General features: G+C 56.8%; 9 protein-coding genes and 1 pseudogene. 1 reads left to right on the forward strand and 9 read right to left on the reverse strand.

Annotation, left to right across the window (positions count from 1 at the left end; translation table 11 throughout):
* The first annotated feature begins 117 nt into the window (after positions 1–117).
* The gene (locus FYJ43_RS05975) at positions 118–1,056 is read left to right on the forward strand and encodes a sigma-70 family RNA polymerase sigma factor (protein WP_154562889.1); all 939 of its coding nucleotides are present in this window, start codon (positions 118–120) and stop codon (positions 1,054–1,056) included.
* Positions 1,057–1,099: 43 nt separating this feature from the next.
* On the opposite strand, the gene FYJ43_RS05980 is transcribed toward FYJ43_RS05975, so the two are convergent.
* The 9 genes and pseudogenes from FYJ43_RS05980 to FYJ43_RS06020 form a co-directional block, all read right to left on the reverse strand.
* Entirely contained in the window at positions 1,100–1,996 is an 897-nt protein-coding gene (locus tag FYJ43_RS05980; protein WP_326833385.1) for an acyl-CoA thioesterase, read from the reverse strand.
* A 110-nt stretch (positions 1,997–2,106) separates the two neighbouring features.
* Positions 2,107–6,191 (reverse strand): annotated as a pseudogene (gene hrpA, locus FYJ43_RS05985) (ATP-dependent RNA helicase HrpA).
* A gap of 52 nt (positions 6,192–6,243) precedes the next feature.
* Complete coding sequence (locus tag FYJ43_RS05990) at positions 6,244–7,407, reverse strand: aminotransferase class I/II-fold pyridoxal phosphate-dependent enzyme (RefSeq protein ID WP_154562891.1); 1,164 nt, start codon at positions 7,405–7,407, stop codon at positions 6,244–6,246.
* 3 nt (positions 7,408–7,410) lie between these two features.
* Positions 7,411–8,973: a sodium:solute symporter family transporter gene (locus tag FYJ43_RS05995; RefSeq protein ID WP_154562893.1), complete on the reverse strand. Its 1,563-nt coding sequence runs from the start codon at positions 8,971–8,973 to the stop codon at positions 7,411–7,413.
* An 84-nt stretch (positions 8,974–9,057) separates the two neighbouring features.
* Positions 9,058–9,912, reverse strand: coding sequence for a universal stress protein (locus tag FYJ43_RS06000; protein WP_154562895.1), 855 nt, complete (start codon positions 9,910–9,912; stop codon positions 9,058–9,060).
* 83 nt (positions 9,913–9,995) lie between these two features.
* Positions 9,996–10,928: a T3SS (YopN, CesT) and YbjN peptide-binding chaperone 1 gene (locus FYJ43_RS06005; RefSeq protein ID WP_154562897.1), complete on the reverse strand. Its 933-nt coding sequence runs from the start codon at positions 10,926–10,928 to the stop codon at positions 9,996–9,998.
* A 151-nt stretch (positions 10,929–11,079) separates the two neighbouring features.
* Positions 11,080–13,926: a vitamin B12-dependent ribonucleotide reductase gene (locus FYJ43_RS06010; RefSeq protein WP_154562899.1), complete on the reverse strand. Its 2,847-nt coding sequence runs from the start codon at positions 13,924–13,926 to the stop codon at positions 11,080–11,082.
* A gap of 77 nt (positions 13,927–14,003) precedes the next feature.
* Complete coding sequence (nrdR, locus tag FYJ43_RS06015) at positions 14,004–14,510, reverse strand: transcriptional regulator NrdR (RefSeq protein ID WP_154563439.1); 507 nt, start codon at positions 14,508–14,510, stop codon at positions 14,004–14,006.
* Positions 14,511–14,735: 225 nt separating this feature from the next.
* The gene (locus tag FYJ43_RS06020; protein ID WP_154562901.1) at positions 14,736–15,083 is read right to left on the reverse strand and encodes a hypothetical protein; all 348 of its coding nucleotides are present in this window, start codon (positions 15,081–15,083) and stop codon (positions 14,736–14,738) included.
* Between the last annotated feature and the right edge of the window lie 156 nt (positions 15,084–15,239).

Here is a 15,239-nt window from a genome sequence, read left to right on the forward strand (position 1 = left end):
CTGATCCTCTGATGTCAGCCACGACCGCAGACACTCATCGGCCGGTCAAGGATGACATTCGACCCTCTGTGACGTTGATATAGGTATCAGCCAGTCCGACGGAGAAAGGCGAAGCACATGGACACCAAGTCCCGGGTTCGTACCACCGATGGCATTGATGGAAAGGACGCGGTCGGCCTCTACTTAGATGGAATCGCCCGCACACCTCTGCTCAATGCCGCAGAGGAGGTTGCGTTAGCTCGACGGATCGAAGCGGGTGTATTTGCACGCGCCATTCTCGAAGGCCACGCCGAGACCACCTCGGACGCCACGGTTGAGGAACTGCACCAGATCGCAGTCGACGGAGACGAGGCCATGGCTCACTTCGTGCGCGCCAACCTGCGTCTGGTCGTATCGGTGGCCCGCAAGTACGGTCGTTCTCAGATGCCGCTGCTCGACCTTGTTCAGGAGGGCAATACCGGCCTCATCCGCGCCGTCGAAAAATTCGACTACGCCAAAGGATTCAAGTTCTCAACATACGCCACCTGGTGGGTGCGTCAGGCTATTAGCCGAGGCATCGCTCAGCAGGGCCGCATCGTTCGCCTCCCCGTACATGTCGCCGAACAGGTGAACCAGGTCTCAGCTGCCCGCCGCAACCTCGAACGTCAGCTGGGCCGCGAGCCCGAGACCGCCGAGATCGCCGACGAGCTAGAGATCACGGAGGACCGTGTTATCGAGCTCATGCGTTTCGGACGAGACCACGTCTCTCTCGACGCTCCTGTGGAGGATGACGGCGATACCAGCCTGGGCGACCTCATTGCCCGCGAAACTGCTCCGGGGCCGGACGATATCGTTCTCGACGCCGAGGACCGCAGCCGGCTTGAAGGACTCCTTGACGACCTCGACGAGCGCTCAGCCGACGTTGTGCGTCGTCGCTATGGACTCGTCGATGGACGCCAAGCCAAGCTCGCTGACATCGGCAAGGTGTGGGGAATTACCGCCGAGCGGGTGCGCCAAATTGAGCGTGCCGCCTTGGCCGCCATGCGTCAGCGCAATATCGCCATGATGGCGGCCTGATCATCTGGCGATGGCTCCAGATTCGTCCGGAGCCATCGCCAGATCACTCGCTGCGGCCAAGTGGAAACGTCACCGAGGCGTCGAGATCCTTCGCGTCAACGAGCCTCATGACCCCTTCTTGACAGCAAGACGCGATGAGCTTGCCATCCTGCATCAAACGCCCCATAGAGAAACCGAGCAGACCCGACGCGCTCGGAGACACCTGGTCGTAGAGCATCCAGCGGTCCGCTTCAGCTGTGCGGTGGAACCACATGGCGTGATCCAACGATGCGGGGTTGACGACCATACCCGGTGGCACCGACCCCAAATGGGGCATGACGGCACCGGCCATAAGACTGATATCGGAAATGTACGCGAGAATTGCGCGCTGTACGACGCGGTCATCGGGAAGGCTCGCGGTGGTGCGGACCCACAGGCTCAAGTGTGTGGCATGGTTGGGGTCAGGTCGTTGCGGGCCGCTACTAGCTAGCCGCACATCGAGCGCATCCCATTCTTTGACAGTCGGCGTCGGTCGCCCGAGCATCTGCTCAAGGGCCTGGGCTAGAGTTGGGCAGTTCTCCGGCCCCGGAAGATAATCGGGCATCGGATCAGAATGCTCCGGACCGTCCTCGCGGTTTTTGAATGACACCTCTGCGGTGAAGATCGTTCGACCGTATTGTCGAGCGTTGACCCGGCGGGTACTAAAGGTTCGACCGTCACGAATTCGCTCGACGTCGAAGATCATGGGCAGGTCAGTGCGTCCAGCGTGAAGAAACAGCGCATGCATGGAATGGGCCGTGCGCTCAGGAGTTGTGCGAGCACTGGCAACTAAAGCCTGAGCTAGTACCTGCCCACCGAAAGTCCGCTGCCACGTCGTATGAGGTTGTCGGCCTCGGAATAGGTCGAGATCGAGGTCCTCAAGATCAAGCAGGTCAAGCAGTTCAGCAGTCGTCGATGGCACTTATACTACTGTGCCATTGACGACCCGCCATAGCGAATTTCAGCGAGGCGACAGAGGTACTCTGCAGCTCGGATGAACGCACGACGAGTGAACTCCGCTCCTCAGCGACGTCAGGAAAGCTTAGCTATTGCCGAACGTATCCGCTTGGGCGATACGCTGACGCGAGTACCGAGTTTCTGCGCAAAATACTGGATACGCAGCTCCTCCAGCATGAATCCGATTTCCTCGACCTCTGCGGGGAGTTTCCCGGCCGGTTGTTTCTCACATAGCACGTCATAGTCAGCCAAGAGAGGCTCAAGCTCAGCCATCTGACGGGGATCACGAGAAGGATTAGTCGTTAAAGACTCGATACGCACACTCACCCCATGGATCCAACGCGGCATGTCGTCATACCAGGGGTCCGGTGTGGCCGAAATGAAGTTTTCAAAAATGAGGTCGTCGATCTGGGCACTAATGTCGTCTCGGATCGTCGGATCTGAGACGGTTGCCAAAGCTTGACGAGCCTCAACGAGGCGCGTAAGCACATTGCCAGCAGTACGCACGACGCGAGCCATCCGATCAGCCTGGTCCTGGCGGACGGCCAGGGAAAGATCGTCGAAGGCGTCCTACTGCGAATCCCCGAGAGGTCCCCGGCCTTCTCGTGCGCCACCGAAGCCACTGCCTTGTGTCGGGCATCTGCCAGTAGGTCCGGGACGCTGGGATACGGAGACGCGGCCAGGGCAAGTTTGGTGGCGTTGTCCATATGTGCGACGACCCACTTCGTCGGATCAGGAAGGTTGAGGACGAGCAATCTGACGACGCCCGCAGCGTGACTGGTCTGCTGAGCACGAGCGGTATCGAGGACAGTCGTACCGACGGAATCTCCCTCATCAACCAGGCAGGGATAGCCGACGGCGTTAGCGCCTTTGCGTGACAGGTCAATCCGCTCCGCAATCGAATCGAAGATCCACTCCTTCGCACCGTGAATCTGAGGTCGGCCTGCAGCCTTTGTTAAGGACGCAGAGACCTTCGAGGCTAGATCGGTTTGCAAAGCATCCAGGTCTTCGGAACGAGCGATATGTGTCGGGCGAGATGTCTGCGCCCCCTTGCCATTCTTTCTGGACTTTTTACTGGCGGGAGCTCCTTCGCCATCAACAATGTCGAAACCGACGCGAAGATGTGCCGGAATGGCAGCGGTATTCCAATCCTTAGAATCGACGATGATGCCGGTGAGAGCTCTGAGTGCACGCCCAAGTTCTTCAGTAAAAGGCGCTTGACGGTCGGCGTCGTGGTCCTCCAGCCACGTCAGCGCCTCTCTGGCACGATCGGGGGCGGGAACTAACTGGGTGCGAATGCGTTTAGGGAGAGCGCGAATAAGTTCCGTCGCTAATTCGGTACGCAGCCCCGGCACCTGCCAACTAAATGGCGCTGTAGGAACCTGGTTGAGTAGCGCCAGTGGAATCGTGACGGTGACGCCGTCGTGCCCGGAACCCGGGTCAAAAACGTATCGCACCGGTAAATCGAGGCTTCCAACCCTCCAGCGATCAGGAAAAGCGTCAGCGTCCACAGAGTCGGAATCAACGAGATCTTCGATCGATAAATCGAGTTGGTGACGATCGCGTACTCGACGCCACCACGCGTCAAAATGTGAGCCAGAAACGATCCCGTCGGGGATCCGACGGTCATAAAAGGCAACAATGGCATCGTCATCGGCTACTAGTCCGCGCCTGCGGCTGCGCTCCTCAAGATCCGCAGCCTCGTCACGGACCCGATCATTATGCTTGAGGAATCCGTGCGGTGACCGCCAGTCCCGATCTACCAGGGCCGACCGAATGAATATCTGCCGAGACACCACCGGATCAATGCGGCCATAGTTGACTCGACGATCGGCCCACAATGGCACTCCAAAAAGTGTGCCACGCTCAGTAGCGACAACTGATGCTGTTGACGCTGCCCAATGCGGAGCCGTCCACGAACGCTTGATGAGAGGGCCCGCAACCTCCTCTACCCATTCAGCCTGAATGGCTGCGACTGTCCTGGCCCACAATCGAGATGTCTCAACCAATTCAACAGCCACAACGAGTTCAGGCGACTTACGCGCTAATAGCGACCCTGGATTAATAGCGAATGTTGTGCCACGGGCACCAAGGTATTCTTGCGGTCCATGACGCTGGCCACGCTGGCGAGGCGACTGTCGAACCCGAGCCAGCCCAATATGGGAGAGTAGTCCCGACAGCAACGCGACAAGGACCCGATCAGTCGGGGCAGGAGCCCGGTTGACCTCCAGGTGTAACTCCTTGGCGATGTGGCGGAGTTGGCCATGCAAATCGTCCCACTCACGCACCCTTAGGTAGTTGATGTACTCCGCCCGACACATGCGTCGAAAAGCGGAGGATCCCATCCGTCGGCGCTGGTGACGCAGATACCGCCATAGCCGGTGGATGGACATGATGTCACCACCGTCGTCGATTCCACCCGCTTGGGGAGGTACGGGAGCCTTATCCCGACGGGAATTGGTATGCGGGGTATAGCGTGCTGGACTTCCCGGTCCAGCGGCATCGACATTTTCGTCATGACCATGATGTTGACGAACCTGAGACCAATCCCCTACCCGATTATTGTCGGCGCTATCAGCCGCACGGAGTGTCTGTAACAGGTTGGTTTCGGTGGCGAAACGCCGATGAAAGCTGTCAGCCTCCTCACGTTTTTCGGCGGGACGCTCCCGGACATCGCGAATTGATAAAGCCGCGACGATAACGAGAACTTCAGCCAGACTGCCCTGTTTCGCTCCTTCAAGAAGCATACGGCCTAGCCTCGGGTCTAGCGGGACCCGAGCTAGCTGGTGACCGATCTTTGTCAGACGCGGCGAGTCACGGTGTCCTGGCTTGAGAGCTCCAAGCTCGTCAAGAAGGCGGATTCCATCATTGATCTGGGATCGATCCGGGGCTTCAACGAATGGAAAATCTGTGATCGCACCGAGCCTGGCTTCCGCCATCTGGAGGATGACGGCAGCCAGGTTCGTGCGCAGGATCTCCGGCTCAGTGAATTTGGGACGTGACTCAAAATTGGTTTGGGAGTAAAGCCTGATGCAAATTCCCGGTGCCACGCGTCCACATCGTCCGGCTCTCTGGTTTGCGCTAGCTTGAGAAATAGGCTCAATCGGCAAGCGTTGGACTTTGGTGCGCACCGAGTATCGCGAGATACGGGCAGTTCCAGGATCAATGACGTAGCGGATACCAGGCACGGTCAGGGAGGTCTCAGCGACATTGGTTGCCAGCACGATGCGTCTCCCGGAGTGAGGGGTGAAAACCCGATGCTGCTCTGCGGCCGATAGCCGCGCAAAGAGCGGCAAAACTTCGGTATTCGAGAAGTTGAGGTCAGCTAGAGCATCGGCAGTCTCGCGGATTTCTTGCTCACCGGCCAGGAACACAAGAATGTCTCCAGTACCCTCACCGCACAGCTCCTGAACTGCCCGACAGATACCAGTAACTTGGTCGACCACCTCGTCGTTCGGGCCCGTTACAACGGAGGGCACGGAAGAATCGGGGAATTCGTCGTCGACGTCGTCATCGTCGACGGCACGGACCTGCTCGGAAGGGTCCAATGGGCGATAACGCACCTCAACCGGGTAGGTACGCCCCGAGACCTCGATAACTGGCGCATCATCGAAGTGAGCGGCAAACCTGGCAGTGTCAATCGTGGCCGACGTGATGATGACTTTGAGGTCGGGGCGTCGCGGCAGTAACTGCTTGAGGTACCCCAGCAGGAAGTCGATATTGAGACTGCGCTCGTGAGCCTCGTCGATAATGATGGTGTCGTGGGCGCGCAGGTCGCGATCATGGGAGATTTCAGCAAGGAGCACGCCGTCAGTCATGACGGTAAGAGCTGTACTAGCCGTAGCACGGCGGGTAAAGCGCACCTGATACCCGACCTGTTCCCCTAACTCGACGCCCATTTCCTCGGCAACTCGTTCTGCGACGCTACGTGCGGCGATCCGACGTGGCTGGGTGTGGGCGATGTGACGGCGCCCTAAAGCCAGACAGATTTTAGGGAGTTGGGTCGTCTTTCCCGAACCGGTTTCACCTGCCACCACGACGACCTGGTGGTCATTGATGAGGTCGGCAATCTCGTCGGCGTGCGCCGCTATCGGAAGGTCAGTGTCGAAGGCGACGACTCCCCCTCCGGGAAGTTCACCTTTCAGTCGTGAATCAGGCATGACTGGCTCAGTCTATGCGGGCTCCGCGACACACAACGACCGCTTGCCATTCTCACGCCGAGAAAATCGTCATCTGCTGGATGCGGTTAAACGCTTCCGTAATCTGTCCGATGCCGACGCATACGGCTAGTCGCAGGTAGTTTCCGCAATGTGGCCCGAACGCAGTGCCGGGCAGCGTCAAAACGTGAGCTTCCCTGAAGATCCGAGCCGCTACCTCGACGTCAGATAGGCCAGTCTCTGAAATGTTGACCCATAGGTAGATCGCCCCGCGGGGACCCGACGTCGACATATGAGGGGTTTCGCAGACCCGTTCATAACAATGCTCGCTGCGGGCACGATACTCAGCGACAAGTGACGGCTGGATCTCGTTGCGAAGCCGAAGCGCGTGGAAAGCGGCGCGCTGAGACACCGAAGGAGCTGTGAACACATTATTTTCGTTAATGTCTTTGCACGTCTGGATGATGTAATCGGGTGCCACGATGTAACCAATACGCCAACCAGTCATCGCGTAGTCCTTGCTAAATGAGCTAATCGTTACGGTCCGCTCGGCCATATTGGGCAGAGTCATCATCGGTATGAACGGCGCAGAATAGGAGTATGCCGTGTAAATATCATCGGCGATGACGAGAAGGTCATGGTCGACGGCGATACGCGCTATTGCCTCCATCGTCTGGCGCGTATAACAGACACCTGTCGGATTCCCTGGCGTATTAATAATGATCGCTTTTGTACGCTCAGTGATCGCTCTTTCGATACGTTCAGGAACAATCTGCCAGTCATCCTCTTCACGGGCTGCCACAACAACTGGAACACCACGAGCGAGTCCGATCTGCTGAATATACGGCGTAAAATACGGCTCGTTGACAATTACCTCGTCGCCGTCATCCAGAATCGCCTCCAGAACAAGCCACATCGCGTGACATCCACTGGTCGTGATCATGCATTCTGTAAGGCTGCGAGTGTGGCTGTAGTCCTCGGTATACATGTCGATAATGGCCTGGCGCAGTGGAACCTCACCGGCATGATCGGTGTAGTGAGTCGCCCCATTGCGCGCATCACGGAAAGCCGCGTCGATGATTCGGAAATCCGTAGTGACATCGGGATCTCCTAAGCTGAGATCAATGGAGTCGTCGTAGCTATGCACAAGTTCATCGGAACTGCCCATGGGAGTTGTGACATTCTTCCAGTACCGCTTTGCCAGGTGGGGATTCTTCATGCGTTAGACCTCTACGGGGAGTTCGCCAACGGCGCCTTCGTCGATCTCGGTATTTGGCGTGATCTTGTTGGCATCAGCGAGTGTTATTACGGTGTAAGTGACAAGGCCAATAGCCATACCGATGATGATTGGCCAGTTACCACCAATAGCGAAGTCAAGATCACCCTGAGTCTCGCCGTAGGTCATGGTCACCATAATCGCGACCGCAGAAGCCCCCAGAGAGCATAGACCAGCACGCGGCGAAACCTTTTTAAGGATGAAAGCCGCAAAGACGGGAATAAACACGGCTCCAGAAAGGAATCCATAAGACAGGTCAAGAGCCTTAAAGATCGGCTCACCACCCAGGGATGTGATCCACACCGACAAGCCAATAATTGCCAGCCTCAGCGTGCCCGCAATAGCGCGATTAACCCACACGTCGTGCTTACCTGAAGCAGGTTCGACCGCTTCGGAACGGGCCGCATGATGACGCTCCATCGCCGAGAGTCCGGGATCTGCAGAAGCGCCGGACGACTGCTTCTTGATGAACCGCAGATAGATGTCGTTGTAGACGACGGTAGAACAGGCGAGCATCGTCCCCGACGCAACGGACATCGACGCGGCGAGAGCGGCAGCGAGCAGCAGTCCCGCAGCCCCCATCGGCAGAAAATGAGTGACACCTGCCTCAAACACCAGTTCTGGCCTGTCAAGCTTAATGCCAGCAGCAAAAACGGACATACCTAGCATGACGGCAGCAAAGGCGTAAAGGATCGAGTAAAGACCAGCAAGAAGAGTACCGCGCTTAGCAATCTTATCGTTCCTCGCTGTAAAGACTCGCTGCCAAATGTCTTGACCAATAACAAGCCCCGGAACATAGAGGAGGATCCAGTAGAGAGTCCCCCAACCACCCATAGCACCAATATTCCAGTGAGAGGACGGAACTTTGTCAATAAATCCTGACACTCCACCAATTCTCTTGTCTCGAAGGACAAATACCGGAACAAGGATCATGATCCCAAGCGTTTTTACGACGAACTGAACAATGTCAGTCATCGTTACCGACCACATGCCACCCAGGAAGGTGTAGAAAACTACAACAGCACCGGATAAAATCATCGCATAGATGGGACCAAGGGTAGGCCAAATCCCCTCCACTATTGCACCCATAGAAACGACTTGTACTACAGTAAGTGCGACCGTATAAATAATAGTAAGAATAGCGCCAAATATTCGAGCTGTAGTTCCGTAATTGCGTTCAATAACTTCGTTAATCGAAAGCGCACGAAGGCGATTAAGTTTCGAGCTAACGAGCATTCCAAGCAGGATCAATCCCATGCCCAATGAACCGCCAACCCAAGCGCCAGCAATTCCTAGTTGGTATCCCTTTCCAGTACCGCCGACGGTGACGGCGCCGCCGACAGCCATCGCAGCCATACAGCCGAAAAATAGTGGAAAACCTAGTCGACGTCCGGCCACCAAATAATCTTCGCGAGTGTTAGTCTTTATGACCGACCACACGCCGATGCCAATCATTGCAGCGAAATATAGCGCGATAACAATGAAGTCAACTGCAGATAGGCTCACCATGCCACCTTTTACGGAGTTCAGCGCAAGGCTAGATGAACAGCACCCATAGCAGTCACCCGGCTTTCTCTACCCAGGGTCGGCCTGTCAATGGCAGATAGCCAACGGCGACTGAGCGTGCGCCATGATGCCGCGACTCACGCCACCTGCGGTCCAGCCCAAGATCGGGTGCTTCTTCATGCCGATCACAAGGAGATCAACGTTGCCTGAGAGGTCGACCAACGCGTCAACAGGCTCTCCGGACAGTACGCGAGTCTCGACCTCAACATCAGGATGCTCATTGGCTCGTGGCTTGACGACCTCGTTAAGTCGCTTGAAGGCTTCATCATGAACCTTCTTGGAATCGGTACCAGGAACCGTCACCGCGAGCAGCTTACAGCCACGGCTCTCGGCCTCGGCAAATCCGAAACTGACAGCGGCGGTTCCTTCACTCTGAGGGCCGACCGCCACCGCTACGCACTTCTTTCCACCAGTCGGATCCGGAGTGGATGCACGAGAGATGACGACGACGGGAGCTGCTGACATACCCGCCACAGCTACCGACGTCGATCCGACGAACATCCGCTCCAACCCCGAGGTAGCACGACGACCGACGACAACGAGCTGGGCATCGGCGCTACGATCAGCCAAAATGGCAGCCGGGTTGCCCAGAACGACTTCTCCAGAGATCCGATCGGGGTCCATACCCCGCCCAGTTGCCACATGGATGGCGTCATCAACGACAACCTGACCAGCATCTTGAAGCGCAGTTGGGTCGTAGACAACTCCCCACGCGCCTGCGACAGCGGCGTCATCGACAGCATGGAGGACGACGAGGTCAGCGTCTCTCCTGATCGCTGATCCTGCGGCAAAGCGGGCAGCACGAAGACCGTCTTCAGAGCCGTCAACTCCAACAATGACGGTCGCGTGACGAGCCTTCGATGAGGTTCGGTCGTCAGTCATAATGGTCCTCCTCAGTGAAACATCAAAGGCATTGGCCCTTGTCACATTGTCCCACCATTTGGCGTGTGGGAAAGGGGGTTGAATCAGGAACCTTCTTCAAAAGTCGTTCTCCCCCGCAATTTGCGGGCCAATTCATTGTCCAGCCCATCGGCCAGCCTCGACATAATAGACACGGCCTGGTGGAGATGCGCGGCGACGAAGGGACGAGCCATTACCGACATCGTCACGAACACTCGGTCTTGGTGAAGGGCAAAACGCCCGTAGCGGGACTGAACGTTGAGGTCGTTGAGGACCTCGACCGCGCGGGAACGTCCCTCGACGTCATGGACGAGGGCGGCAAACAGCAACAACTCCGAGGCATCGGGGGTAGTGCGTACAAAGACCATGCATGTCCCTACTCGGATAGCAAAATCACCTTCGCTATCCCGAATTGCAGGGTGACCAAACATATGGGACAGCTCATCAGCCACCAAACGATCGAGATGATCCTTGTCTACCGGCATGATCGCAGGCACACTAGCCGCTTCCGTGGCCGACAACGGGGGCTCAGGCTGCAAGATTTCCGCAAGCTGGTCGGGAGCCAGAAACACCGGGTGCGGAACGCCAAAGATGTCGCGGAGGGTCTTTACCGCCAAGTCAGCGAGCTGCTCGGAGTCGTCTTGACTTCGGTACACCCAGTAATTGTCGGTGTGATGAACTGTGCATGTTCCAGGGTCCTGCCATCCCAAAGAACTGAGAGCGTCTAGCTGACCCGGTGTAAGGTGCGCGGTCTCTGGTAGGCAGCTATTACTCGACGCTTCGACAAGGATCATCGCGCTTTCGTCACTGCGACCGGGGTCATCTTGTACGAAACGGATGAACGGGGCTGTATCAGTACGCGCTGATAGCGTTGAGATTGTGAGCTCGCCATCATCATCAATAACTGAGACGACCTCCGCCAGACGCTCGGCAAACTGGTCCCACGCCTGCGCTGTGCTGCGATCCAGGTCGAACACAAAATCTGGTGGCTCGTCCATAGCTCCAACCTAGTAGGTCACGCCGTCATGTGCAGCTGCGCCCCGTGATCTCGCTATCCGATCATCTGAGTCTTATGTGGGCTCAGGTGCGATGCGTCGAATAGCCGGCGGGACGCAGCATCCACTGCGCCCCGCCTCGGTCATAGCATTATCAGCTGCAACCGCTAGTTGAACCGCATCCCTCGCAGACGTAGCACGATCCCGAGGGACGCATCTTTGTTCCGCAGGTTAAACACAGCGGAGCGTCGACCTCACGGCCCATCTGCTCCTCGAGGAGTTCGGCACTAGTGTGTGCTCCTCCAACCCGCTCAACCGTCTCCTGAGTTGCGAAGAGACCGGGTTGGTTTGCTCCGTCCTCGTGCACGCGGACGCGGTCAGCTGGCGTGTCTTTGAGGGTCTCAGAGTCGATGAGCTCATCTTCCTCATCAGACAGGTAGGAACCCGTTTCGACGTAGCGAGCACGCTCAGCAGCGGTGTAGATGCCTAGCTCGGCGCGCTCATCAAAATCAAGATAGTCGAGGGCCAGACGACGGAAAACATAGTCGATGATCGACGAAGAGATGCGAATGTCAGGGTCATCAGTCATGCCGGCTGGCTCGAACTTGAGGTTCGAGAACTTCTGGACAAAAGACTCGAGCGGCACGCCATACTGCAAGCCGATAGACACCGCGATAGAGAAAGCGTCCATAACACCGGCGAGGGTCGATCCCTGCTTACCAAGCTTAAGGAAGATCTCACCCAAACGTCCGGAATCGTAAGCTCCGGTCGTGAGATAGCCGCCAGCCCCCGCAACCTGGAAGCTTGTGGTACGTCCCATACGAGACTTCGGCAGACGCTGACGACGTGGCCGGTATTCGATGCGGACTTCCGGCTCTGACTTCTCGTCTTTCTTCTTCACCTCCGAGAGAGGCTGACCGACCTTGCAGTTATCGCGATAAACAGCCAAAGCCTTAAGGCCAAGTTTCCAGCCCTCCATGTAGACCTCGGCAATGTCGTCGACAGTAGACGACTCCGGCAGATTGACGGTCTTGGAGATAGCACCAGAGAGGAAGGGCTGGACGGCAGCCATCATCCGTACATGGCCCATTGGGGCGATAAACCGGGCGCCCATGGCACAATCGAAGACCTCGTAATGGGCCTCATCGAGGACAGGAGCACCAACAACCGAACCATTATCGGCGATGTAGGCGATGATCTTCTTAGCCTGCTCGGACGTGTAACCGAGATTTTTGAGAGCACGCGGCACTGTCTGGTTGACAATCTGCATCGAGCCGCCACCGACCATCTTCTTGAACTTGACTAGAGAAAAGTCTGGTTCGATGCCAGTGGTGTCACAATCCATCATGAAGCCGATGGTGCCTGTCGGGGCAAGCACAGAAGCCTGGGCATTGCGGAAACCATGAGTGCGACCGAGCTCGACAACCTTGTCCCACTCTGCTTTTGCAGCGGTGAGGACAGTGGTGTCGTTGTCGTGTAGCGGGTGTACTTGACGGTTAGCATCGCGATGCTTAGCCATGACAGCCTGATGCGGCTCCGCGTTCTTGGCGTATCCAGTATAGGGACCGACGATGGCCGCCAGCTCCGCGGATCGCCGGTAGGAGACACCAGTCATAAGGGATGTGATGGCAGCTGCGAGGGCACGTCCGCCGTCAGAGTCATAGCCCAGGCCCAGTGCCATGAGGAGAGCACCGAGGTTGGCGTATCCGATGCCGAGCTGACGGAAGTTACGGGTCGTTTCAGCGATGGCCTCGGTCGGAAAGTCAGCGAAACAAATGGAGATGTCCATCGCTGTGATGACGAGCTCAACGGCCTTGGTGAATTTCTCAACATCGAAATGGTCATTTTCGTCGAGGAACTTCAGCAAGTTGAGGCTTGCCAAGTTGCACGAAGAGTTATCCAAACTCATGTACTCCGAGCATGGGTTAGACGCGTTGATCCGTCCGCTATTCGGGTTCGTATGCCAAGCATTGATGGTGTCGTCATATTGCAGGCCAGGATCAGCACACTCCCAAGCCGCTTGCGCAATTTTTCTGAAGAGTTCTTTGGCATCAACAGTGTCTAGCACCTTTCCAGGCTCGGTGCGGGACGTTAGACCGAAAGGTTTACCCTGCTCAACAGCCGTCATAAAGGCATCGGAGACGCGCACTGAGTTGTTGGCATTTTGGTACTGAACGCTGGTGATATCACGACCACCCAAGTCCATATCAAATCCAGCATCACGCAAAGCACGAATTTTATCCTCTTCACGCGCCTTAGTTTCGATGAACTCCTCAATATCGGGATGGTCAATGTCGAGGACGACCATCTTGGCAGCACGCCGAGTCGCTCCACCCGACTTGATAGTTCCCGCCGAGGCATCAGCGCCACGCATGAAAGAAACCGGACCAGAGGCCGTACCACCAGAGCTCAACAACTCCTTTGAGGAACGGATTCGAGAAATATTGAGGCCAGCGCCAGAACCACCCTTAAAGATGAACCCCTCTTCCCGGTACCAGTTGAGAATAGACTCCATCGAGTCATCCACCGAAAGAATGAAGCAGGCACTGACCTGCTGGGGGCTCGTCGTACCGACATTGAACCACACCGGAGAGTTGAAACTGAAGTATTGGTGCACCAATAACCACGTCAGCTCATCACCAAAGATCTTTGCATCATCGTCAGACGCAAAGTAACCGTTTTTGCGCCCCGTAGCCACATACGTATTGACGACTCGGTCGATAAGAGTCTTAAGGCTATCTTCGCGAGCCGGGGTACCCAGAGCACCACGAAAGTACTTATTAGTAACGATCGTCGAAGCGTTAACGCTCCAGAAATCGGGGAACTCGACTCCGTGCTGCTCAAAAACCACATCACCGGTACGCCAATTCGTCTGCACAACGTCGCGACGTTCCCAGGTCACCTCGTCATAAGGATGAATACCTTCAGTGCTGAAGGTGCGCTCGACATGCAGCCCCTTAGAGCGGCTCGTCCTGCGCGGTGCGGACTTAGTCTCGGTCATAGCTCCCTCTGTATTGTTTGGCGATACGGGTGGTTAGTGTCGGTACTTCGGGGCGAGCTGAGCAGCAGCGCAGCTCGTCAGAACAGCGGCTCGTCTTGCTTTGAGGGCCGTTTACGCCCCGATGATTTCGCCCTGTCCGGGGACTCGTCGCGCAACCGATCGATCTCGGTAGCAAAGTCCTCAATGGTGTCGTAATTCAAGTAAACGCTGGCAAACCTCAGGTAAGCGATGGGATCAAGCTCACGCAATGGCCCTAGAATCGCCAACCCGATTTCCTCACTGGGTATCTCCGCGACGCCTCGGGCCCGCAAGCCGTCTTCGACCCGTTGCCCCAGTAACGCTAGATCGGCATCTGTGACCGGCCGTCCTTTGCATGCGTTGCGCACGCCACGGATCACCTTGTCACGCGAGAAAGGTTCCTCGATGCCATTGCGCTTATGAACTGTCATCTGCATGCGTTCGATGGTCGTAAACCGTCGTTCGCACATCGGACACTGCCGCCTCCGACGTATTGCAGTACCGTCTTCGCATACCCGCGAGTCCAAAACTCGAGAGTCATCATGCTGACAGAACGGACAGCGCATCATCGCCTCCTTTCTCAACCTCACTAGGTTCTAAGCATCTGGTTTGCCGTCGTCCTGAGAGACTACTCCTATCTGGGGGCAAAAACACAACTTGTAGAGATCACAAGACTGACCGCCACAACATCTGGTATTCAGAGGTGCTTTCCGGGGGGTGAAGTTGAACCGCTCGTCAAGCCGCCACGCGCGACACGCCCAAGACGAGCAGCTCTATAACCGGATGGCTCGTCAGGATCTGACTTCGGACAGCGCCGCTGGTTGATACCCGTCAATATGAACAACGCGAGTATGACCCTCGTAACCGACAGCAGGATCCCCTCGCCATATCTGACCAAGGCGCCCTAAGGCGAGAATCACCCCGACGATCATGACGGTGATGGTTGCTAGCACGGCAACATCCAAGAGTCGATCATGGTGGGGATGATGCGCGATCGCACCAGGCCGCCCCGCCATTAATTCCTGTCGGTCAATAACAACCACCGGCTCAGCCAATTCGTCCTGCCACGGCCCGACGACCAGGTCACCTCGATGACTGGGCGTCGTTTTGATATCCCATTCGTAAGTCTGAGCGCTCATCGGATTACCTCTCTGTCAACGAGACTCAACGAAAGCCATCCGCTCCCGTCAGCGATCCCAGGAGATGTCCCAGGAATGTTCCGGCGGGCGAAGATCCGCCGGTGCCATCAATGACAGTCCCTTGAGCCGACAAGTTCACCGCCATCGATGCGGAAC

Source organism: Cutibacterium porci (genome assembly GCF_009696315.1).
Lineage (GTDB): Bacteria > Actinomycetota > Actinomycetes > Propionibacteriales > Propionibacteriaceae > Cutibacterium > Cutibacterium porci.

What these genes read in the sequence shown, in the direction of transcription:
- FYJ43_RS05975 (WP_154562889.1), top strand. Translation starts at nt 118, where the DNA reads ATGGACACCAAGTCCCGGGTTCGTACCACCGATGGCATTGATGGAAAG.
- FYJ43_RS05990 (WP_154562891.1), bottom strand. Translation starts at nt 7,407, where the DNA reads ATGAAGAATCCCCACCTGGCAAAGCGGTACTGGAAGAATGTCACAACT.
- FYJ43_RS05995 (WP_154562893.1), bottom strand. Translation starts at nt 8,973, where the DNA reads ATGGTGAGCCTATCTGCAGTTGACTTCATTGTTATCGCGCTATATTTC.
- FYJ43_RS06000 (WP_154562895.1), bottom strand. Translation starts at nt 9,912, where the DNA reads ATGACTGACGACCGAACCTCATCGAAGGCTCGTCACGCGACCGTCATT.
- FYJ43_RS06005 (WP_154562897.1), bottom strand. Translation starts at nt 10,928, where the DNA reads ATGGACGAGCCACCAGATTTTGTGTTCGACCTGGATCGCAGCACAGCG.
- FYJ43_RS06010 (WP_154562899.1), bottom strand. Translation starts at nt 13,926, where the DNA reads ATGACCGAGACTAAGTCCGCACCGCGCAGGACGAGCCGCTCTAAGGGG.
- nrdR (WP_154563439.1), bottom strand. Translation starts at nt 14,510, where the DNA reads ATGCGCTGTCCGTTCTGTCAGCATGATGACTCTCGAGTTTTGGACTCG.
- FYJ43_RS06020 (WP_154562901.1), bottom strand. Translation starts at nt 15,083, where the DNA reads ATGAGCGCTCAGACTTACGAATGGGATATCAAAACGACGCCCAGTCAT.